Origin of the sequence: Pseudomonas putida (assembly GCF_016406145.1) — a bacterium.
Taxonomy (GTDB): Bacteria; Pseudomonadota; Gammaproteobacteria; order Pseudomonadales; family Pseudomonadaceae; genus Aquipseudomonas; species Aquipseudomonas putida_E.
This window is the reverse complement of record NZ_CP066306.1, coordinates 4161675-4182220: the sequence shown is the minus strand read 5'-3', so window position 1 is coordinate 4182220 and position 20546 is coordinate 4161675. Positions and strand designations below refer to the sequence as shown.

General features: G+C 59.2%; 20 protein-coding genes and 5 tRNA genes. 15 read left to right on the top strand and 10 right to left on the bottom strand.

Annotated elements, in window-relative coordinates; all coding sequences use genetic code 11:
- Positions 1-53: 53 nt before the first annotated feature.
- The 7 genes from JET17_RS19125 to mgtE all read left to right on the top strand — a co-directional run bounded on the left by JET17_RS19125 (position 54) and on the right by mgtE (position 4107).
- Positions 54-1289: an aspartate kinase gene (locus tag JET17_RS19125; protein ID WP_012315590.1), complete on the top strand. Its 1236-nt coding sequence runs from the start codon at positions 54-56 to the stop codon at positions 1287-1289.
- 167 nt (positions 1290-1456) lie between these two features.
- Positions 1457-1645: a carbon storage regulator CsrA gene (gene csrA / locus JET17_RS19120; RefSeq protein ID WP_003254503.1), complete on the top strand. Its 189-nt coding sequence runs from the start codon at positions 1457-1459 to the stop codon at positions 1643-1645.
- Between the two features lie 72 nt (positions 1646-1717).
- Positions 1718-1808, top strand: a tRNA-Ser gene (locus JET17_RS19115).
- Positions 1809-1914: 106 nt separating this feature from the next.
- Positions 1915-1991 (top strand) — tRNA-Arg (locus tag JET17_RS19110).
- 71 nt (positions 1992-2062) lie between these two features.
- Positions 2063-2139 (top strand) — tRNA-Arg (locus tag JET17_RS19105).
- A gap of 72 nt (positions 2140-2211) precedes the next feature.
- Positions 2212-2288 (top strand) — tRNA-Arg (locus tag JET17_RS19100).
- A 376-nt stretch (positions 2289-2664) separates the two neighbouring features.
- The gene (gene mgtE, locus JET17_RS19095; RefSeq protein WP_012315589.1) at positions 2665-4107 is read left to right on the top strand and encodes a magnesium transporter; all 1443 of its coding nucleotides are present in this window, start codon (positions 2665-2667) and stop codon (positions 4105-4107) included.
- Between the two features lie 94 nt (positions 4108-4201).
- Here the strand turns inward: mgtE and JET17_RS19090 are convergent, their stop codons facing one another.
- Positions 4202-4528 carry an Arc family DNA-binding protein gene (locus tag JET17_RS19090; RefSeq protein WP_003254499.1) on the bottom strand — a complete coding sequence of 109 codons (327 nt, stop codon included), beginning with the start codon at positions 4526-4528 and terminating at the stop codon, positions 4202-4204.
- A 344-nt stretch (positions 4529-4872) separates the two neighbouring features.
- Here JET17_RS19090 and phnN point away from each other — a divergent pair, with 344 nt between their 5' ends.
- Both phnN and JET17_RS19080 read left to right on the top strand, forming a co-directional pair.
- Positions 4873-5460, top strand: coding sequence for a phosphonate metabolism protein/1,5-bisphosphokinase (PRPP-forming) PhnN (gene phnN, locus JET17_RS19085; protein WP_012315588.1), 588 nt, complete (start codon positions 4873-4875; stop codon positions 5458-5460).
- Positions 5461-5573: 113 nt separating this feature from the next.
- Positions 5574-5650, top strand: a tRNA-Arg gene (locus tag JET17_RS19080).
- A 22-nt stretch (positions 5651-5672) separates the two neighbouring features.
- On the opposite strand, the gene JET17_RS19075 is transcribed toward JET17_RS19080, so the two are convergent.
- The gene (locus JET17_RS19075) at positions 5673-6644 is read right to left on the bottom strand and encodes an endonuclease (protein WP_012315587.1); all 972 of its coding nucleotides are present in this window, start codon (positions 6642-6644) and stop codon (positions 5673-5675) included.
- 234 nt (positions 6645-6878) lie between these two features.
- On the opposite strand from JET17_RS19075, the gene JET17_RS19070 reads away from it, so the two are divergent.
- The 3 genes from JET17_RS19070 (at position 6879) to JET17_RS19060 (ending at position 10082) form a co-directional block, all read left to right on the top strand.
- Positions 6879-8192: a glycosyltransferase gene (locus tag JET17_RS19070; RefSeq protein WP_080516488.1), complete on the top strand. Its 1314-nt coding sequence runs from the start codon at positions 6879-6881 to the stop codon at positions 8190-8192.
- Positions 8193-8262: 70 nt separating this feature from the next.
- Positions 8263-9384 (top strand): DegT/DnrJ/EryC1/StrS family aminotransferase, encoded by a 1122-nt coding sequence (locus JET17_RS19065; protein ID WP_012315585.1) that lies wholly within the window; start codon positions 8263-8265, stop codon positions 9382-9384.
- A gap of 14 nt (positions 9385-9398) precedes the next feature.
- Complete coding sequence (locus JET17_RS19060) at positions 9399-10082, top strand: WbqC family protein (RefSeq protein WP_233100409.1); 684 nt, start codon at positions 9399-9401, stop codon at positions 10080-10082.
- 3 nt (positions 10083-10085) lie between these two features.
- Here the strand turns inward: JET17_RS19060 and JET17_RS19055 are convergent, their stop codons facing one another.
- From JET17_RS19055 to JET17_RS19035, 5 genes are read right to left on the bottom strand one after another with little or no spacing between them, the layout of a single operon-like run.
- Positions 10086-10814 carry a class I SAM-dependent methyltransferase gene (locus JET17_RS19055; protein WP_012315583.1) on the bottom strand — a complete coding sequence of 243 codons (729 nt, stop codon included), beginning with the start codon at positions 10812-10814 and terminating at the stop codon, positions 10086-10088.
- Between the two features lie 2 nt (positions 10815-10816).
- Positions 10817-11596, bottom strand: a complete 780-nt coding sequence (locus tag JET17_RS19050; protein ID WP_012315582.1) for a phytanoyl-CoA dioxygenase family protein — start codon at positions 11594-11596, stop codon at positions 10817-10819.
- A gap of 7 nt (positions 11597-11603) precedes the next feature.
- Positions 11604-12383 carry a class I SAM-dependent methyltransferase gene (locus JET17_RS19045; RefSeq protein ID WP_012315581.1) on the bottom strand — a complete coding sequence of 260 codons (780 nt, stop codon included), beginning with the start codon at positions 12381-12383 and terminating at the stop codon, positions 11604-11606.
- Positions 12376-13299: a hypothetical protein gene (locus tag JET17_RS19040; RefSeq protein ID WP_012315580.1), complete on the bottom strand. Its 924-nt coding sequence runs from the start codon at positions 13297-13299 to the stop codon at positions 12376-12378. Before JET17_RS19040 ends, JET17_RS19045 begins: the two co-directional genes overlap by 8 nt.
- A 7-nt stretch (positions 13300-13306) precedes the next feature.
- Positions 13307-13963 (bottom strand): acetyltransferase, encoded by a 657-nt coding sequence (locus JET17_RS19035; protein WP_012315579.1) that lies wholly within the window; start codon positions 13961-13963, stop codon positions 13307-13309.
- Positions 13964-14079: 116 nt separating this feature from the next.
- Between JET17_RS19035 and JET17_RS19030 the strand changes: the two genes are divergently transcribed.
- The 3 genes from JET17_RS19030 to JET17_RS19020 all read left to right on the top strand — a co-directional run bounded on the left by JET17_RS19030 (position 14080) and on the right by JET17_RS19020 (position 16738).
- Complete coding sequence (locus JET17_RS19030) at positions 14080-14928, top strand: phytanoyl-CoA dioxygenase family protein (protein WP_012315578.1); 849 nt, start codon at positions 14080-14082, stop codon at positions 14926-14928.
- A gap of 224 nt (positions 14929-15152) precedes the next feature.
- A complete protein-coding gene (locus JET17_RS19025; RefSeq protein WP_012315577.1) occupies positions 15153-16019 on the top strand; it encodes a hypothetical protein in 867 nt (288 codons plus the stop codon).
- On the top strand, positions 16016-16738 hold the full coding sequence (locus JET17_RS19020; protein ID WP_012315576.1) for a TylF/MycF/NovP-related O-methyltransferase: 723 nt from the start codon (positions 16016-16018) through the stop codon (positions 16736-16738). Before JET17_RS19025 ends, JET17_RS19020 begins: the two co-directional genes overlap by 4 nt.
- A 104-nt stretch (positions 16739-16842) precedes the next feature.
- On the opposite strand, the gene lpdA is transcribed toward JET17_RS19020, so the two are convergent.
- The 3 genes from lpdA to JET17_RS19005 are packed head-to-tail and all read right to left on the bottom strand — an operon-like array spanning position 16843 to position 20546.
- On the bottom strand, positions 16843-18222 hold the full coding sequence (gene lpdA / locus JET17_RS19015; RefSeq protein WP_012315575.1) for a dihydrolipoyl dehydrogenase: 1380 nt from the start codon (positions 18220-18222) through the stop codon (positions 16843-16845).
- 2 nt (positions 18223-18224) lie between these two features.
- On the bottom strand, positions 18225-19487 hold the full coding sequence (locus JET17_RS19010) for a dihydrolipoamide acetyltransferase family protein (protein ID WP_012315574.1): 1263 nt from the start codon (positions 19485-19487) through the stop codon (positions 18225-18227).
- Positions 19488-20546, bottom strand: a complete 1059-nt coding sequence (locus tag JET17_RS19005; protein WP_012315573.1) for an alpha-ketoacid dehydrogenase subunit beta — start codon at positions 20544-20546, stop codon at positions 19488-19490.

Sequence of the window (20546 nt, the reverse complement as noted above, 5' to 3'; positions counted from 1 at the left end):
CTCCATGTTGGATGGTTTTTTTGAGGCCCTGTATGGGCTGAGGCACCATTGAAATGGCGTTGATCGTACAGAAATTTGGCGGCACCTCTGTCGGTTCCATCGAGCGGATCGAGCAGGTTGCCGACAAGGTCAAGAAACACCGTGAAGCGGGCGACGACCTGGTTGTTGTGCTGTCGGCCATGAGTGGCGAAACCAATCGCCTGATCGACCTGGCCAAGCAGATCACCGATCAGCCGGTTCCGCGTGAGCTGGACGTGATCGTGTCCACCGGCGAGCAGGTCACCATTGCCCTGCTGGCCATGGCCTTGATCAAGCGTGGCGTGCCGGCGGTGTCCTACACCGGCAACCAGGTGCGCATCCTCACCGACAGCGCGCACAACAAAGCACGCATCCTGCAGATCGACGACCAGAAGATTCGCGCCGACCTCAAGGAAGGGCGTGTGGTGGTTGTAGCCGGTTTCCAGGGGGTCGACGAGCACGGCAGCATCACTACCCTGGGCCGCGGCGGCTCCGATACCACTGGCGTGGCCCTGGCGGCCGCGCTCAAGGCTGACGAGTGCCAGATCTACACCGATGTCGATGGCGTCTACACCACTGACCCGCGCGTCGTGCCGCAGGCGCGCCGCCTGGAGAAGATCACCTTCGAAGAGATGCTGGAAATGGCCAGCCTCGGGTCCAAGGTGCTGCAGATCCGCTCGGTGGAATTCGCCGGCAAGTACAACGTTCCGCTGCGCGTGCTGCACAGCTTCAAGGAGGGTCCAGGTACCCTCATTACCATTGATGAAGAGGAATCCATGGAACAGCCGATCATTTCCGGTATCGCCTTCAACCGTGATGAAGCCAAGCTGACCATTCGCGGCGTACCGGACACTCCGGGCGTCGCTTTCAAGATCCTCGGCCCGATCAGCGCCTCGAACATCGAAGTGGACATGATCGTGCAGAACGTCTCGCACGATAACACCACCGACTTCACCTTTACCGTGCACCGCAACGAGTACGAGAAGGCCCACAACGTGCTGGAAAACACCGCACGTGAAATCGGTGCCCGCGAAGTGATCGGCGATACCAAGATTGCCAAGGTATCGATCGTCGGTGTTGGCATGCGTTCCCACGCAGGTGTTGCCAGCCGCATGTTCGAAGCCCTGGCCAAGGAGAGCATCAACATCCAGATGATCTCCACTTCCGAGATCAAGGTGTCGGTAGTCATCGAAGAGAAGTACCTGGAGCTGGCCGTGCGCGCGCTGCATACCGCGTTCGAGCTTGACGCTCCGGCCCGACAGGGCGAGTAAGGCGTTGCCTTGAGGGGCGCGGCTTGCCGCGCCCTTCGCGTTTCTGCTCGTCACGCAGGCCCTGTCCTGCCAGCGTGACGCGCTACGGGGCCCTGTGTCGTCGTCCACGACCAGGCCCGGTTGTTCCCAGACTGTTATCCCTGAATGTCTTGCGTAAGGAGAAAGCTATGTTGATTCTGACTCGTCGGTGCGCCGAGAGCCTGATCATTGGAGATGGCGAGATCACCGTGACGGTGCTCGGCGTCAAAGGAAACCAGGTGCGCATCGGCGTCAGCGCCCCCAAGGAAGTGGCCGTTCACCGCGAGGAAATCTACCTGCGGATCAAGAAAGAGAAGGATGAGGAGCCAAGCCTTTAATTTTTTTGAAGTTTTTTTCAAAAAAAGGGTTGCAAACGAGGAAGAGCCTGTTTAATATTCGCCTCGTGTTGCGGTGAGGTGGCCGAGTGGCCGAAGGCGCTCCCCTGCTAAGGGAGTATACCTCATAAGGGTATCGGGGGTTCGAATCCCCCCTTCACCGCCATTATTCGCTTAGGGCGCTGTAATCGGTAAGAACGCTAAGTCGTTGAAGTTAAACGAAAAAGTTCTTGCAAAAATGTTTCAGCGACCTATAATGCGCTGCAAGACACGGACTCATAGCTCAGCTGGATAGAGTACTCGGCTACGAACCGAGCGGTCGGAGGTTCGAATCCTCCTGAGTCCGCCACTTTTGAAGTGGCTTTGCTTACAAAGCTGCTTCAAGCAACCAGTGGTAATCTGGTCTAAAAATACCAATACGGACTCATAGCTCAGCTGGATAGAGTACTCGGCTACGAACCGAGCGGTCGGAGGTTCGAATCCTCCTGAGTCCGCCACTTTTGAAGTGGTTCTGCTTGCAAAGCGACTTCAGTAAGCCAGTGGTAATCTGGCCTAAAACTACCAACTACGGACTCATAGCTCAGCTGGATAGAGTACTCGGCTACGAACCGAGCGGTCGGAGGTTCGAATCCTCCTGAGTCCGCCACATATCAAGAAGCCCGCTCAATTGAGCGGGCTTTTTGTTTTCTGCCGTTCACTGATTTATCAGTGATGCCCGCTAGACTGAAAATAACCCGCCCGACACTTCTTTGCGCGCCGCATGTGTTTTTTCTTTGGCTCGTGCCGTCGCACACATGGCTTCGAGCGTTGTCATAGCTTTATCGCGCAAACGATTGTTCTGGCCAAAAATTTAAGCGATCTGACAGCTTAGGCAGTGTATGATTGCGCCCGTCAGCCCCGCCGGGGCTTGTGGAATACCACCATGGACTTACCCAGTAGTTACTTCTTAACAAGATTCTTACAGCCTGATCTGACCGATTGAATCCCCCGGCGTGCTCCGCTGCTGGGAGTGGAGTTCGCCTATGACTGAAGTAGAAGTAAAGAAAGCGCAAGAGAGCCTGCAGGATCGCCTGGCCCAGGTGGTCGAACTGTTGCAGCGCCAACGCGTGGTTGAGGACCTGACCCACCGTCAGGAAGGTCATCACCACGACCTGGTGGAAAACCTCGTCCACCGTCAAAACCTCGTCGAGTTGCAGCGCAAGCTCGACGACCTGCACCCTGCAGATATCGCCTATATCCTCGAAGCATTGCCCCTGGAAGACCGCCTGACGGTCTGGCAGCTGGTGCGCTCGGATCGTGACGGCGACATCTTGCTTGAAGTTTCCGACTCGGTTCGTCAATCGCTGATCGCCGACATGGACGATCACGAGATTCTCGCTGCGGCCAAGGAAATGGACGCCGATGAGCTGGCGGACCTGGCGGCGGAGCTGCCGCGTGATGTCGTTCACGAGCTGATGGAAAGCCTCGATGCCCAGCAGCGCGAGCGTGTGCGCTCGGCGTTGAGCTACGACGAGGAGCAGGTCGGTGCGCTGATGGACTTCGAGATGGTGACCATCCGTGAAGATGTCAGCCTGGAAGTGGTTCTGCGTTACCTGCGCCGCCTTAAAGAGCTGCCCAACCACACGGACAAACTGTTCGTAGTCGACTACGACGGCATCCTCAAGGGTGTGTTGCCGATCAAGCGTCTGTTGGTCAACGATCCGGACAAGAAGGTCGCGGAGGTCATGGCGATTGATCCGGTTTCCTTCCACCCTGACGAAGATGCCTACGATGCGGCGCAGGCTTTCGAGCGTTATGACCTGGTTTCGGCACCGGTGGTGGACAAGAGCGACCGCCTGATCGGCCGTTTGACCATCGATGAGATGGTCGACCTGATTCGTGAAGAGAGCGAGAGTGAAGTTCTCAACATGGCTGGTCTGCGTGAGGAGGAAGACATCTTCGCCTCAGTCTGGCGTTCATTGCGAAACCGTTGGGCCTGGCTGGCGATCAACCTGATAACCGCGTTTCTGGCCTCGCGTGTGATCGGCCTGTTCGAGGGTTCGATCGAGAAGCTCGTGGCACTGGCGGCGCTGATGCCGATCGTAGCGGGTATTGGCGGCAATTCAGGCAACCAGACCATTACCATGATCGTTCGCGCCATGGCGTTGGACCAAGTGTCGCCGGGTAATACCAGCCGTCTTATGCGCAAGGAGCTGGCGGTGTCGCTGCTCAATGGCCTGATCTGGGGTGGAGTGATCGGTGCTGTGGCGTTCTGGCTGTATGACAGCTGGTCGTTGGGGTTGGTGATGACTGCGGCCATGACCTTGAACCTGCTGCTGGCCGCGCTCATGGGGGTGTTGATCCCGATGACTCTGACGCGCCTGGGGCGCGACCCTGCCATGGGGTCCAGTGTGATGATCACTGCCGTTACCGACAGTGGTGGGTTCTTCATCTTCCTGGGGCTGGCTACGCTGTTCCTGCTTTGATATTGGGAAGTGCACGCCAGAGCGACCAAGGCCTGTGCGCAACCCAACAAAAAAGCCAGCTTACGCTGGCTTTTTTTTGTTCTCGCTACGCGCCTCAGGAGGCGTCGGCTGCCATTTCCACATCGTGAGCGATGAGGGCGACCAGCGCGTTCTGCTGTCGGTGGGACAGCTGGCGGAAGCGTTGCAACAACTCGCGCTCATGCAGCGACAGCTCGGGGCTGTCCAGGCGCATGCTCAGCTCGTCGCCCAGCGCACCTTCCTGGATAAGGCTCTGCTCCAGGCGTGCGATGATCTCGGAGTTCATGCTGCGGTGATGGTTGCGCGCTACCTCGGCAATGCGCTCACGCATTCCGTCTGGCAGGCGGACGACGAACTTGTCAGCGGTGCGGCTCGAATAAATAGCCTGTTTCATTGGGCGCATATAAATTAACCGGTTTTTGGTTCAGGGGAAGCGGTTCACAAATTGGCCGCACGGGATGCTGGTACGACCGTGGCGACGACAAAATGTTCAACCGCCTGGAAAATTTGGTGCTCATCTTGCCTCAAGGTCGCCGTTTCCTTGGCGTCAATTCTGTGACAAATAGTGATCCCGGTAAAGGCTTTTTGCCAGTACCAATTATCAGAAATGAGTACTGGTTGGAAAAGTTTTGCATTTCCAGGCTCGCCTTACCGTCAGCCCTTTGCCGTCAAAAACCCGTAAAACGCGGCAAAGGGTAGAGAAAACCCTTAAAATGCGCAGGTTTCCTTCCATAGAGCATAGTGGCTATGCAACATGACGCAAGCTCCCAAGGTAAAGCCTCAGGTGTCCTGATATATCTGATAGGACCCTCTGGTTCAGGAAAAGATTCCCTGATCGAGGCCGCTCGCGCGCAACTGGCTGGCGCAGGTGTGGAAATTGCCCGGCGAGTCATCACACGTTCTGCAGAGGCCACAGGTGAGGCGGCGCAAAGCGTCACGCCAGAGCGCTTCGAAGCGATGCGTGCGGCAGGCGAATTTGCCATGCATTGGCAAGCCAACGGTCTGGAGTATGGGATACCCAAGCAAGTGGACGTTTGGCTCGCGCAAGGGCGATCAGTGCTGGTCAATGGTTCCCGAGGCTATCTGGACGAGGCGCGTAGGCGCTATCCCGGTCTGCTTGCAGTGCGCCTGGAGGTTAAGCCGGAGGTGCTGCGCGCGCGCCTGCTTGCCAGAGGCAGGGAGGCACCGCAAGAGATCGATCAGCGCCTGGCGCGCAGTGCCAGGCTCCAGGCATGTCCCGATCCCAGCGTGCATGTGTTAGACAACTCCGGCTCCCTGGCCACGGCGGTCTGCACATTGATCGACCTGCTGCGTCAGCAGGGGGTGTCCGTTTGACAAGCATCGGAAAAACCCTACGTGCAAAAAGCCCGATAGATGCATGACAAACGGCTGCCCTCTGGTTAACATGCTCGCCGTCCAGCTGCGCAGCATTCGCTGCCGGTTCTTGTGTCTCAGTAGCTCAATTGGATAGAGCATCCCCCTCCTAAGGGGAAGGTTGGCAGTTCGAACCTGCCCTGGGACGCCATATTTTCTCTCGCTCCATTCGCCTACTTGCAGTTACCCGCCTTGCGGTAACCTGCACTCTGCGCTTCTGCTTCACTGCCAAATGCCACCTGATTTTTCTGAGCGACCTGGCTATACCCTGGGCAACCGCTGGCCAGGTGGTACACGTGACTGTTGCGGTTGCCAATGATCGCACCGCCAGTTGACGCACTCGCCAGGGTCGGCTTGCCGATATCCCTGGCAGCCGTTTTCGGGGTTGCCGAAGCTACCACGTCCATAGCCCCGGCAGGCTTGTAGCCCAGCGTCCATTTCCGCTCGCCGGTGACGAAGGGGTTCGAATGCCCCATGATCGCGGCGATTCGCTGATTGCGCTGCTTTTCCCACGCCGACACCGGGTGCTGCTTATCCCAGGCCATGAGCACCTGCTGCTGCTGTCGCGACATGCTCAATTTGTACCGGTCGAACATGTAGAACGTGGTACGCGCAACCAGGCCTTTCACTTCGTCACGCGGCTCGGCGGTTTTCTGCTGGAAGTCGACCTTGGTGGTGCACTGTCCATACTGGCGCGCAACGCCTGAAACCATGCCGTAGTTGAAATTGCTGCGGTCACCGTTCACTTCACCCACGGACGGATAGAGGTTGAACAGGTCTGCCTCCATGGCGCGGAAGGTCGGGTCTTCATTGACACAATGCTCGCGACCACCGTTCTGCCAGCATTTACGTTGGTGGCCAAAAGTCCAGGCCGGCACTATGTGCTCCCATTCGGTACGTTCGGCGCGGGTCTGTACTTTGCGGGTTTCGTAGCCGCAGGATTTGGCGTCGACCCGGCCACCGGACTTGCCGACCCAGGTCCATTTGCAGCCACAGTACAGTTCGCCCATTGGGCTGTTTGCCTGGTCGAGGAAGATTTTCTGCTTGGCGACAATCTTGGCTTCGGTAAACGTTGCGGGGGGATTGGCGAAGGCGGCAGGGATGACAGAGAGGGCGAGGGTAACGACGTACAGCAGTTTCTTCATGAGAAAGCATCATCGGATTTCGGGGGGCAGAATTATACGGCGTGCTGACGTCAATTGAGGAAATGTCCTATCACGTCGCCGTAGTGTGCCTATTGCGCGACGCTGATTGGGGTTTCTCGATTTGGGTCTACGCCTGTTGCATAATGTCCCGAAACCAACGGTCATGATTTGAAGAGCGCGGCCGATAACGGGGTTGCTGCACTACGCCCTTGTTGACCCTTCGAAGCGAATACCATGCTCCCCATCTATTTGAACCTAGGTTGCGCCGATCACCCTCGCCAAGGCTTTATCAATATCGATGTGGAGCCCACAGGGGCCGATCTGCAATGGACGCCGGGCCAGGCTTTGCCGTGGGAACAAGGCACGGTGCCAGGAATCTACAGTGCTCATCTTCTGGAGCGACTCGGGCGTAACCAAGGTATTCGCTTGCTGCACGAGTGCCGTCGAGTCCTGCAGCCTGGCGGGGTGATCCGTCTCGTCTGCTCCGACCTGAAGGCGTTGGTGGAAGACTATCTGAATAACCGCACACGCCCTGAGGCGCCAGGCATCGGTCGCGCCGAATGGCTGAACAGGGCCTTGCGCCAGCATGCCTGGACTTTCGACGCCGAGGAGCTGACGCGGATCTGCAAGATGGTCGGCCTGGAACCGGTAGCTATCACCGCAGAAGGCAACAGCAGCGATCCGCACCTGAGTGGGCTGGACGCCACGGTGCCGGGCCAGTTAGTGCTGGAATTTCGCAAGCCGCAGCGCCAATTGGCGGCCGATGCCCAGCCGCTGGTCAGCATCGTCATGCCGACCTACAAGACCGAACACCTCTACGACGCCTTGGGCAGCGCGCTGAACCAGACCTATCGCAACCTGGAAATCCTGGTGTGCGACGACTGCCCGACTGATGAGATCGAAAGGATCTGCGCCGACCTGAGTCAGGACGACCCGCGCGTTCGTTATGTGCGCAACCCAGATGCCGGAAAGGACATTGGCCGTCTAAACCATGTCCTTTGCCTGAAAGAGGCTCGCGGCGAATTCATCAAGTTTCTCAACGACGACGACCTGCTGGAACTCGAATGCGTGGAGCGGATGCTCGACAGCTTCCGCAGTTATCCAGACGTTACGCTTGTAACCTCCAAGCGCCAGCGCATCGACCAGTACGGCGAGCCGCTGGCCGATATCGCCGCAACCCAAGCCCCCGTGGCAGACGATGCGATGATCGAAGGCCTGTCGCTGGGCACCGCACTCATGCAGTCGCAGATCAATTTCGTTGGCGAGCCGAGCACGGTCATGTTCCGCCGGGCCGATATGCTGGAAATCACTCCGGACTTCATGTCGGTAGACGAACAACCCATCGCCTGGGCCTCCGACGTGGCGATTTTTCTCAACCTCGCACTGCGCGGCAACACCGTTTATCTGGTCCAGCCACTGAGTAGCTTCCGTATTCACGGCGAGCAATGCCAGGTGCTCTACGGCGCCGCCGCACAAGGTGAATCCCGACGCTGCTGGGCAATCATGCGCGACTTCTGGGCGCGGCATGAATTCGACAAGGCGCTCTGACATTGCGCAGTATGCCCACGCCTGAACAACACAAGGCCGGCCACCGCCGCCGGCCGCAGGAACACCGCTCATGAATGGTCGGCCCCCCGTTTTCGTGACCCAGCCCGCATTGCCCGAGCTGGAGGCTTTCATGCCATACCTGCGGGAAATTTGGGACAGCCGCATGCTGACCAATGGCGCAGCCATGCACCAGCGACTGGAAGCGGCGCTGTGCGCTTACCTGGGCGTGGAACACATTTCGCTATTCTGCAACGGTACCCAGGCGCTGATCACAGCGTTGCAGGCGGCCGGGCTCAGCGGTGAGGTGATCACCACGCCGTACTCCTTTGTTGCCACTGCTCATTCGCTGCTATGGAACAACCTGACGCCGGTGTTCGTCGATATCGACCCGCACACCCTGAACCTTGACCCGGCACGCATCGAAGCGGCCATTACCGACAAGACCACAGCCATACTGCCTGTACACTGCTATGGGCATCCCTGTGATGTCGAGGCGATAAGCGCGATTGCCGAGCGCCATGGCCTGCAGGTGATCTATGACGCGGCACATGCTTTCGGTGTTGAGGATGCAAACGGCAGCCTGTTACGCCACGGCGACCTCGTGACCCTGAGCTTCCACGCTACCAAGGTGTTCAGCACCTTCGAGGGCGGCGCTGTCATCTGTCGCGACGAGGCGACCAAGCGGCGCATCGACCAGTTGAAGAACTTTGGTCTGTCTCCCGACGGAAGCACCGTAGAACTGACCGGCACCAACGGCAAGCTCAGCGAAATTCACGCAGCCTTTGGCCTGTTGCAACTGGAGGGCGTGGATGAAGCGCTGGGGAAGCGGCGGCTGATCGACCAGCGTTATCGCGAAGGGCTTGCGGGGATTGCGGGTATTCGCTGTATCGAGGGGAGGGGCGAGGCAGTCGCCAATCATGCGTACTTTCCGATACTGGTAGGGCCTGAGTTTGCTCTTGGCCGTGATGTACTTTTCTCGCACCTCGCCGCCCACAACATTCATGGGCGGCGTTATTTCCAGCCCCTGATCAGTGGCCTGCCGATGTACCGCGGGTATCCATCGTCCAGCGCCGACAACCTGCCGGTAGCGCATCAGGTGGTGGAGCAGGTGATCTGCCTACCGATCTATCCTGACCTCGATTTCGGTACCGTGGACTTCATTATCGGGTTGATCGCCGGGGCCGGTGCATGACCAGGGTGGCGATCATGCAGCCGTACCTGTTTCCCTACATTGGCTACTGGCAGCTATTGAAGGCTGCAGATTGCTTCGTGGTCTACGATGACGTGAACTTCATCACGCGAGGATGGATCAATCGCAATCGCATCCTGATCAACGGCGCGCCAGGGCTGATCACGCTGCCGTTGTTGCAGGCCTCGCAAAACCGCAAGATCAACGAAATAGAAATTGCACCTGCTGCCCAGTGGCAACGACGCATGCTGCGCAGCGTGGAAATGGCCTATCGCAAGGCACCCTGTTTCGATCAGGTGTTTCCAGTGGTCGAGCGTATTCTGGCGCACGAAGACAACAACCTCGCGGGTTTTCTGAGTCATCAAATTCAGGTGTTGGCCAACTTCATGGGCCAAACGACGCGGCTCGTTACCAGCAGCCAGGTCTACGGCAACGCTCAACTTACGGCGCAGGCGCGGATTCTGGATATCTGCCGCCACGAAGGTGCGACCTGCTATATCAATGCCCAGGGCGGGCGTGCGCTCTATGAGCCGGACAGGTTCGCCGACGTCAATATCGATCTGCGTTTCATCGGTATGCGGGTACTTGCCTATCGCCAACGCTGCGAGGGTTTCACACCGTACCTGTCGATCATCGATGCCCTGATGGAGGTCGGCGCCGAGGGCATCGGGCCGCACTTGGCGGCCTACGATTACCTCTGAGGTTCAAGCCTGGCAGACTACATAGATACTCGCAGTGAGGTCCGGGTATTTCATGCCCATCTTGTAACAGCCTTCGAAGAACGCCTGGTCGATGATGCCGGCACGCAAGGCTGCATCGAACTGAAAGTTGGCCATCGGCTTGAACAGGATGCCGCCGCGCTGGGTCACTTGGAAGCCGGCCTGTAACGCCTCGTGCTCAAGTGTGTCGAGGCTGTAGGTGCAGCGGTGGCCGTGCTTGCGCTCGCCATCGGTAACAGCCGCATTGAAGTCGATCAGCCCCATGCCCACCGCGATCTGCCGTGACGCCGCATTGGCATTAGGCACTACGATGAACAGCCGGCCGCCCGGCGCCAGCCACTCGCGTATCCTCTTGAGCACCGGCTGCGGCTCGGTGAGATGTTCAAGCGTATGGATCAGGAAAATGTTGTCGAAGCGACGCTCCAGGGTAGTGTCTTCGAACCGACCCAGGATGAAGGTTGCGCGCGCATCGGCAACGTTCTTGCGGGCGACTTCGATCAGGTCGGTGGCCCCTTCAAGCACGGTCACGTCATCGAAGACCTGCAGCAACTTTTTGGTGAACTCGCCGTGATAGCATCCCATTTCCAGCGCATTTCCAGGGCGAAACTGCCCGTTGAGCGCCTTGAGCATGTAGTCGCGGTGGATGTAGTCGAAATCGTAGGCGTACAGGCGGTTTTCCGTGTCCTGGTACTCGGTGTTCAGGTCGCGTGACATGGTTAACCCTGGTTGGAGTGATACATGCGCCTGGCGGGTGGCTGATACCACTCGTCCAGCGTTGCGGGTACCCGCGCGTTATAGCCGATGACCTGGCGCATCATCGGGTCGAGGTTTGGCCCCAGGTCATAACCCAGGGCTCGCGGGTAGTCGAATTGCTGCTTGATGAACGGCTTGGAAAACATCGGCGTGACCGAGCGGCGCACTTGGTCGGTAACGTTGCTGCCGCCGGCATGCCAGACATTGGAATTGAACATCAGGATGCTGCCGGCCGGTGCGATAGCCTGTTCGGCGTGGGCCATGAAATAGTCGTCGGTCGGCTTGGCTTCGGCCTTGTGCGAACCGGAGAGCATCCAGGTCGCGCCATTGGCGGCGGTGAAGTCGTCGAGCATCACCAGCGTGTTCAGCAGCAACGGCATATCACCTGAAAAAGAACGTATATCCCGGTGAACGCGCTGGGCGTAAGACTGGCTGTCGCGGGTGTTGATTGCCCCGCCATACGAGTTGAGGATGAACTGCCCGCCGAAATAGCGCTCGATGAAGGCATAGATAGGGTAGGCCTTCAGGCAGTCGAGAAAACTGTCAAACTGGCCGATCAGGTGGTGCACGGTGTTACTGGTGTCCTGATCGATGCCGTTCTTGATCTGGTAGTCGCGGCAGATTGCATAGGCCTTGTGGATGTCTTCACGCATCTGCTCGACGATAGCGATCGGGATGGCGCTCTCGAAAATCACCCAGCCTTGCTCCGCCATGCGCCGGTCGAATACCTCGCTGGAAATCATGGGCGCTTCACCTGATCGTGACAATGCATTTGGAGGGGTACAGCTCGCACTTCTCCAGTGTGTATTCGGAAGGGGTGAAGACTTCTTTGAAGGCCAGCGCTTCGCCTGGTGCTTGAGCCCATGTCAGCTCGTCCATCAATAGCATGCTGCCGGAAACCAGGTGTGGCTTGATCGCCTTGAGCGCTGCCAGTGTTGGCTCGTACAGACCCATGTCGAAGTAGGCGAAGGCGACGATGGCCGAGCCGTTGTTCTTGAAGAATTCGGGCGCGGTCTGACAGACGTCCCCCGCAACCAGTTGATGTACCCCGCGCTTGTGTCCCAGCACGTTGTTGCCTTCGTGCACCTGCAACAGTTCGTTCAGGTAATCCTTGTAACTGGCTTTGGTGGAGTAGGAGTTCTCAACCCACACACCGCTTTCCTTGCAGTCTTTTTCACCCGGTGCGCAGTAACCTTCAAAGGTGTCGAAGCCGACGATCTGTCGCTGTTTGTTGAACGGTTCGTACATCGCCCTCAGATTCTCCAGCAGCACCAGGTTGTGGCCGTACCAGGTGCCAAACTCGCAGATCATCCCCGGGATATGCTTGAAGCGTTTGTACAGGTCGCTCAAGACGATGAACTTCACCAATACTGAGCTGCGGGTATACAGGCCGATATTGAAAAGCACGTCGTCGTCCGAGAGCGGGCTGTTCAGGTACATGTCGCGCAACTTGTCACGAAAGGCGTACTGCAAATCCGATGCAGTGGATTCGAGTTTGTAGACTTCGTTTTGAAGCTGTTCGTTATTCATCATCACTCCACTGGGCCAGGCCGAAGCCGCTGGTCCCGAAACGGTTGCCGTTGTACAGCATGTAGGTGCGCTCGCCGCTCTGGAAGATGAACGGGTAGCAGGTCATCAGCGAGTCCCAGCCTTCGGCTGACGGTGCGATACCCGCATCATCATGGCGGGTCCAGGTTCTGCCGTCGGGCGACTCTGCGTAGCGGATACGGTACGAGCCGGCGCCGTTGCGGTAGTCCTGCGATGCGCGGGAGCAGTACCACATCTTGAAAATCCCGTTTTCCTTGATGACGCAGGGGCGGGAAAAGGCTTCGGTCTCAAAGCGCGATTCAAGGCATTGCGGCGCGAAGCGGGTGAACTCGAATCCGTCTTTGGATTCGGCGTACTTGATCACGTACAACGGCTCGTATTTGCCGTCCACCTCCAGCCAGCGTGTACCGGACACATACCACATCTTCCACAGGCCTTGGTCGAACAGCACGGTGGGCGTCACGGCCAGGTAGGGCTCGGTTGCAGTGCGATCCATGATCGGGCCTTCGAACAGTTTTTCGAAGTGCAGCCCGTCGTCGTCAGAAACCGCGACGCCCATGGCATTGTGGTAGGGCACGGTCAGGCGCTGGTTCCACCCGCTGTAGTACAGGTAGGTACGGCCATCTTTTTTCAGAGCGTAGCTGGGCATCACGCCTTCATCATCGAAGGTGCCAGGAGCGCCGAAACCCAGGCAAGGTTCGCGGTGGCGGGCAACGACGGTGCGCGGGTCCTGCTTGTCCAGGTCTACCGCGTAGCACAGGCTTTTGCCTGCGCTGTTGCGGGTGGAGATGAATACCCGAATCACATCGTCCAGCACCAGCGCGGTGGGCACTTGGGCGTGGGAGCCGACCCAGTCTTTATCGGGGTCGAAGGTTCTACCGAGTTTTTTCCAGGCCATGCTCTACCTAAAAATCCAGTTCCTGACTGCTCTTTACCGCGCGCGCGGGTGCGCCGATGTAGAGCTGCCAGGGTTGAGTGTCTTTTGAAATCAGTGCACCCATGGCGACGCAGGTACCTGCGCCGATGGTGCAATTGTTGGTGATGGTCGCGTTGACGCCGAACCAGGCGTAGGGCTCGACCAGGCAATGCCCGGAGAGGACCACATGGGAAGTAAAGAACACATGGTCGCGGATCTCGCCATGGTGGCCGATGTGGTTGCCGCTCCACATCACCACATTGTTGCCGATGGTGGTGAAAGGTTGCAGTGTGTTGTCTTCGAGAATGAAGCAGTTTTCACCGATGACGTTGTCGTTCACCGTGGCCTTGGGGCTGACATAGCTAATGAAGTCGTAGCCCTTTTCCTTGCCCTGAATGTACACCGACTCACGTAGGCGGTTCATCTTGCGGCCGGTCATGGGTGCAAACAGCTTGTAGTGGGTGCTTGGGAAATAGTCCTGCAGGGTTTCGAAAGGCACCACCGGCAGCCCTTCGAACATTCTCGATTCTGGCAGGTAGCGTTCGTGCACGGTAAAGCCGACCACGTCCACTGCAGGGTCTTTTTTCAGGTAGTAGTGCGCCAGTTGGGCGGTGTCCAGCACTCCGAAAATGACAACTTTTGGCATCAGGGTATCCAGGGTGTTCGAGGATGAGTCAGGTCAACCGGAGCTGAGCGTACGCTGTGTATACTGCTGGCCACGATAGCACCTCCGCTTGCGTAACAAAAAAGGGCACCGGGCCGATGGGAAAGATTCTTGATCGAAATCAAATCCGCTTATATCGCGAGCAGGGTTATCTGGTTGCCGAGGGCATTTTCGACCCCCTTCATCTCGACGAAACCCTTGCCCACTTCAATCTGGCATTCGCCCAGCAGTTGGATCGCCTGGCCCTGCCTGTCGCCGGCGGCCCTACCCTTGAAGCCCTGCACCTGAACATGGCCGCACTGCTGGAGGCGAGCGTTCCTCTCTATCTGGCGACGCTGCGCATGTGCTCCAAGCTGTACGGCATCTACCGGCTGATGACCGCCGAGCGCCTGCGCGACGCGGCTGCCGACCTGGGCGTTTTAACCCCGTTGTTCCAGACCACGCCTGTGTTGCATCTGATGTCGAAAAAATTGGTTATCCCGGGAGGTTATCAGGGGTTCGACGTGCACCAGGACTGGACTTCAGTCCAGGGCAGCCTGGATACCATCACCACCTGGATCCCGTTCATGGACATCGACCCGCAGTTGTTCACCATGGAGGTGATGCCCGGCAGTCATTTGCTGGGCCTGCTTAGCGGCGACCAGGAACAGCATGTGTTGAGGGTCGACGAAAAGCACTTCAAGGAAGATGACTTCGTTCCTGTCTGTGTCGGCAAGGGTGGCGTTTGCTTGATGTCTAACTTCACCATTCATCGGTCTTCCCGTGAAGGGGATGAACGTTTGCGGATTTCCGTCAGTGGGCGTTATGAAAATGCCAGTGAGCCCACGTTCATCGAGCGTGAGTATCCGTTCACCCAACAAAAGACCATGCAGCGCGGGTTGATTACCGAGCACTTTCCGAGCTTGGAGCAGGTACGCGGTGTGTATGCCAGCGAAGGCAACCAATAGTCGACATTTGGGCTGCATCGGCAGCATGCGCGCTTAAAGTTTCCTGCCGGCATGCCGATCACTGAAGCACTGGATACAGGCAATGCACCTGTATCGCCATGGTTGGAGTTCCCGCCCTCAGCGGCTGGATGCGTCGCCTTGCGTCCGCTTCAATCCATGCACCGCTGCCAGTCGACGCAGATCGTGGTGGGCATTGGTCTCAATGAGGTCTTGAAGGGGCAAGTATGAATTTTTATGTCAATCAGGTGAAGAACAAGCCGGACTACCGGGGCTCGCTGTTCAGGGGGGACATCTTCCTGGAAACCGGCCTTGGCAATGCACATGAGCTGTGTGCATTGGCTCGGCAGAGCATCACCGCCGCCTTTGATGGCGAAACCGACCACCAGTCGCTGCACAAAATGATGCCGGTGGAGACCTTCGTAGAGCGCGTCACGGCGCTCAAGCGACAGTTTACCAATGGCCCGCAGGCCAAGGCGTTGATCCGCGATTTCATTCGCGAGATCGGGGCCGACCCCAAGGACTATATCTTCGACGTGCCTCGTGTGCGTGTAGTGCCTAACTACGAATACCTGCACGCAGGTGTGAGTTACGCATACAAGCCCCACCGCGATACCTGGTACGGCAGTGTGGAAAGCCAGGTGAATACCTGGATGCCGGTGTACAGCATCGAGCCCGAACAGACCATGATGATCAACCCGGCCTATTTCGAGCGGCCGGTGCGCAACAGCTCCGCCGATTGGAGCCTCAATGACTGGATCCATGTGCAACGGCACAAGGCTTCGCAGAACATCACCGAAGAAACCCGGGTGCACCCGGTGCCGCTGGAAGACATCGATACCAGCGCCGAACTGCGTGTGGCTGCCAACAGTGGCGAAATGCTGATTTTCTCTGGTGCCCATCTGCACGGCACCGTAGCCAACTTCACCGACAAGGTACGGTTCAGCGTGGACTTCCGCCTGATCCACCCGCAAGACCTGCTGCATAAGCGCGGTGCACCGAACGTCGACAACGGTTGTTCGGATGCGCAGGCCGGCTTCAAAGACTTTTTCAATGCCAGCGACTTTTCGCAATTCCAGGGAGTTAACCCATGACCAAGCGTCGTCTGACTGCTGCCGAGGTCGAGTACAACGAAAAGCGCGCCAGCGTGCTGAGCCGTGTCGATGCCCAATATGTGGCTGATGCGCCGTTCGTGTTTGCCAACCGTATCGCCGTGACCGCTGCGCTTTCGCGCATCGAGCTGTTCAAGATGGTGCAGGACATTCCGGGCGCTATCGTCGAGTGCGGCGTATACAAAGGCAACTCGTTGATGCTGTACATGCAGCTATCGATGATTCTGGAACCCTATGCAATCAACCGTTCGATCATCGGTTTCGATACCTTCGGCGGCTTTGCCAGCATCGATGCCGAGCAGGATCCAGCCGATATCAACGAAAGCATGTTCTCCGACACCGACGAGACCCTGATTCAAGACATGATCGAGGCCAACGACCTGATTCGCCCGGTCAATCGGATCCCGCGCTGCGAGATCGTCAAGGGTGACATTCTGGAAACCGTGCCTGCCTTTGTGAAGACCCGTCCTGACTTGGTAGTGGCTATGCTGATCCTCGATACGGACCTGTACTCGTCCACCAAGGTTGCGCTGGAGACTTTCCTGCCTTACATGCCTAAAGGCGCGATCGTGGTGCTGGACGAAGTCGCCTACCGCAACTTCCCTGGCGAGACTGCCGCGCTGCGTGACGTGCTGGATCTGAACAAGATCGAACTCAAGCGCCTGCCGTTCGATTCGTCGGTGGGCTACTTCCGCGTTTGACCTGATCATCGGCATGTCTGCAGGCCAATACAGCATCGCCGAATGAAAAAAAGCCCGCAGCGCCAAGGGCGTCGCGGGCAAAATCGGCCGCAGCCGCTTCAGTGTCAGATATGCAATGCGTGGCCCAGCGCGCGCAATGCCGCTTCCTGCACCGCTTCGCCCAGGGTCGGGTGAGCGTGGATAGTGCCCGCGATATCCTCCAGTCGCGCGCCCATCTCCAGTGACTGGGCAAACGCTGTGGACAGCTCTGAAACCGCCACGCCCACTGCCTGCCAACCCAGGATCACGTGATTGTCACGCCGCGCCACCACGCGCACGAAGCCGGTTTTCGACTCCAGGCTCATGGCGCGGCCATTGGCGGCGAAGGGGAACTGCGCGACGATGCAGTCCAGCCCTTGCTGGCTGGCCTGTTCCGGGGTCTTGCCGACCACAACGACTTCCGGGTCTGTAAAACACACTGCTGCAATTGCGCAGGGTTCGAACCGTCGTGCCTTGCCGGCAATGATTTCCGCGACCATTTCACCTTGCGCCATTGCGCGGTGTGCCAGCATCGGTTCGCCGGCCACGTCACCGATGGCCCAGACGTTGCGCATGCTGGTCTGACAGCGTTCGTCGATGGCGATGGCCGCACCGTTCATTTTCAGTTCGAGGCTTTCCAGGTTGAAGCCCTGCGTGCGCGGGCGGCGGCCAACGGCCACCAGCACCCGGTCGGCCTCCAGGCGCAGCTGTGCACCTTGAGCATCGCGGGCCAGCAAGCAACCGCTGTCGTAACCTTCGACGCTGTGCCCAAGGTGCACAGCGATGCCCAGCTTCTTCAGCGATTCGGCCACCGGCGCGGTCAGCTCGCTGTCGTAGGTCGGCAAGATGCGCTCACGCGCCTCCACCACGCTGACCTGCGCGCCCAGTTTGCGGTAGGCGATACCCAGTTCCAGGCCGATATAGCCGCCGCCAACCACCACCAGATGCTGGGGCAACGTTTGGGGGGCCAGGGCTTCGGTCGAAGAGATGATCGGCCCGCCCAGCGGCAGCATGGGCAGTTCGACGCTGTTCGAGCCGGTGGCCAGCAGCAGGTGTTCGCACTGTATGCGCTGGCCGTCGACGTCGACGTGCTTGCCATCGAGGATCTTCGCCCAGCCATGGATGACCTTGACCCCGTGTTTTTTCAGGAGTGCAGCGACGCCAGTGGTCAGTCGGTCAACGATGCCGTCCTTCCAGGCCACGCTGCGGCCGATGTCCAGGCGTGGCGTGGAGACGCTGATGCCAAGTTCGGACGGCTCGGTGTAGCGGGATGTCTGATGGAACTGCTCGGCCACATGGATCAGTGCCTTGGACGGGATGCAGCCGATGTTCAGGCAGGTGCCGCCCAGCGCCTGGCCTTCCACCAGCACGGTGGGGATGCCCAGTTGCCCGGCGCGGATGGCGGCCACGTAGCCGCCAGGGCCGCCGCCGATGATCAGCAGGGTGGTGTCGATAGTCTGTTGCATGCTCACTCCACGAACAGGCAGGCGGGTTGTTCAAGCAGGCCACGTACAGCCTGTATGAACAGCGCGGCATCCATGCCATCGACCACACGGTGGTCGAACGAGCTGGACAGGTTCATCATCTTGCGAATAACGATCTGGCCATCGATCACCATCGGCCGCTCGACGATACGGTTGACCCCGACGATCGCCACTTCCGGCGTGTTGACCACCGGCGTGCTGACGATGCCACCCAGGGCGCCGAGGCTGGTCAGGGTGATGGTGGAGCCGGACAGTTCCTCGCGGCTGGCCTTGTTGTTACGTGCGGCGCTCGCCAGTCGGGAAATCTCGCTGGCATTGCCCCACAGGCTGCCCGCTTCGGCGTGGCGCAGCACCGGTACCATCAGCCCGTTGTCGCCCTGTGTGGCGATCCCCACATGTACCGCGCCATGGCGGGTGATGACCTGGGCTTCGTCGTCGTAGGTCGCGTTGATCTGCGGGAAGTCGCGCAGTGCCACGACCAGGGCGCGGACCAGGAATGGCAGCAGGGTCAGTTTGCCGCGGCTATCGCCGTGCTTGCTGTTGAGCTGCTGGCGCAGGGCTTCGAGTGCAGTAACATCGATTTCCTCGACATAACTGAAGTGCGCCACACGGCGCTTGGCATCCTGCATGCGCTGGGCGATCTTGCGGCGCAGGCCGATCACTTGCACCTGTTCGCTGTCGGTGCGTTTCGCGTAGCCGCCCGGCGCCTGGCTCGCAGGGCTCTGCGGCTTGCTGATGAATGCATCCAGGTCTTCGTGCAGGATGCGCCCGGCCGGGCCGCTGCCATGCACGTAACGCAGTTCGATGCCGGCATCCAGGGCGCGCTTGCGCACGGCAGGCGAGGCCAGAGGTTTTTCGTCGGCCTGGCGCGCCACGATCGGCGCGGCGGTGTGCGCCGAGACAGCCGGGCTGGCTACCGGTTGCGGTTCGACACGCGGTTCTGCCTTGGCGGCTGCCGGGGCTTCTACCGGCTTGGCCTGCGGCACATCGACATGGTTGCCGCTGCCTTCCACTTCGATGCGGATCAGCTCGCTGCCGACCGCCATCACTTCACCCGGCTGGCCGCCCAGGGCCAGCACCTTGCCGCTGACCGGCGAAGGGATTTCCACGGTGGCCTTGTCAGTCATGACATCGGCCACCACCTGGTCTTCGGCGATCACATCGCCGACCTTGACGAACCATTCGACCAGCTCGACTTGCGCGATGCCTTCGCCAATGTCCGGCATCTTGATGACGTGCGTGCCCATTCAGACCTCCATGACCCGTTTCAATGCCGCGCCTACCCGCGAAGGGCCTGGGAAATACGCCCATTCCTGTGCGTGAGGGTAGGGCGTGTCCCAACCGGTGACGCGCTCGATGGGCGCTTCGAGGTGATGGAAGCAATGCTCCTGCACCAGCGCTACCAGTTCGGCGCCGAAGCCGCAGGTACGGGTGGCTTCATGCACCACCACGCAGCGGCCGGTCTTCTTCACCGACGCGACGATGGTGTCCAGGTCCAGCGGCCAGAGGCTGCGCAGGTCAATCACTTCGGCATCCACGCCGGTTTCCTCGGCGGCCACCTGGGCCACGTAGACCGTGGTGCCGTAGGTCAATACGGTGACGTCGTTGCCCGGGCGGGTGATGGCCGCTTTGTCCAGCGGCACGGTGTAGTAACCGTCCGGCACGGCACTTTGCGGGTGCTTGGACCACGGGGTCACCGGGCGGTCGTGGTGGCCGTCGAACGGGCCGTTGTACAGGCGCTTGGGCTCCAGGAAGATCACCGGGTCATCGCATTCGATCGAGGCGATCAGCAGGCCTTTGGCATCGTATGGGTTGGAGGGCATGACCGTGCGCAGGCCGCACACCTGAGTGAACATCGCTTCGGGGCTCTGGCTGTGGGTCTGGCCACCGTAGATGCCGCCACCGCAGGGCATGCGCAGGGTCAGTGGCGAGATGAATTCGCCGGCCGAGCGATAGCGCAGGCGCGCCATTTCCGAGACGATCTGGTCGGAGGCGGGGTAGAAGTAATCGGCGAACTGGATTTCCACCACCGGTCGCAGGCCATAGGCACCCATGCCCACGGCGGTGCCGACGATACCGCTCTCGGAGATCGGCGCGTCGAACACGCGCGACTTGCCGTACTTGGTCTGCAGGCCCTCGGTGCAGCGGAACACGCCGCCGAAGTAACCCACGTCCTGGCCGTAGATCACCACGTTGTCGTCGCGCTCAAGCATGACATCCATGGCCGAGCGCAGGGCCTGGATCATGGTCATGGTAGTGGTGGCCATGGCGGTTTCCGGTTTGATGCTGTTGTTGTGGTCGTTCAT